Genomic DNA, 315 nt, shown 5'->3' with positions numbered 1-315 from the left:
TTAGATTTTGCACAGATATGTGCTTCTTCCATGCCGGATACGGCGGGTTTCCACATAACAGGTAATCCACTGCATATCTGCCTGTGTTTATGCTGCTTTACGCAGTTCCATTTCTGAAATCAGTTCTCTCAGATCTGCATAAACACATGAGGTTCTACGCTTTACTGCAGGAACTTTTGCCTCCAGCAAAGACCTTTCCGTTTCCGGTAAGGTTTTTAAATTTTCACGGATAAAATATCTTGCTCCGATATTATACGATGCCGACAAATCACAGTTGTATCTTTTTCCAGTCTGAAACGTACACAGACGATGATC

At 41.6% G+C, this 315-nt stretch carries 1 pseudogene; it reads right to left on the bottom strand.

Annotated features, from left to right (window positions below):
- Window positions 1-87: 87 nt before the first annotated feature.
- A pseudogene (locus DWX26_RS16975) lies at window positions 88-315 on the bottom strand (IS200/IS605 family accessory protein TnpB-related protein); the annotation flags it as partial.

It is taken from the genome of Blautia sp. AF19-1 (assembly GCF_003479155.1).
Lineage (GTDB): Bacteria > Bacillota > Clostridia > Lachnospirales > Lachnospiraceae > Fusicatenibacter > Fusicatenibacter saccharivorans.
Note: the sequence above shows the minus strand (reverse complement) of the source record. Positions and strands in the feature narration are given on the sequence as shown.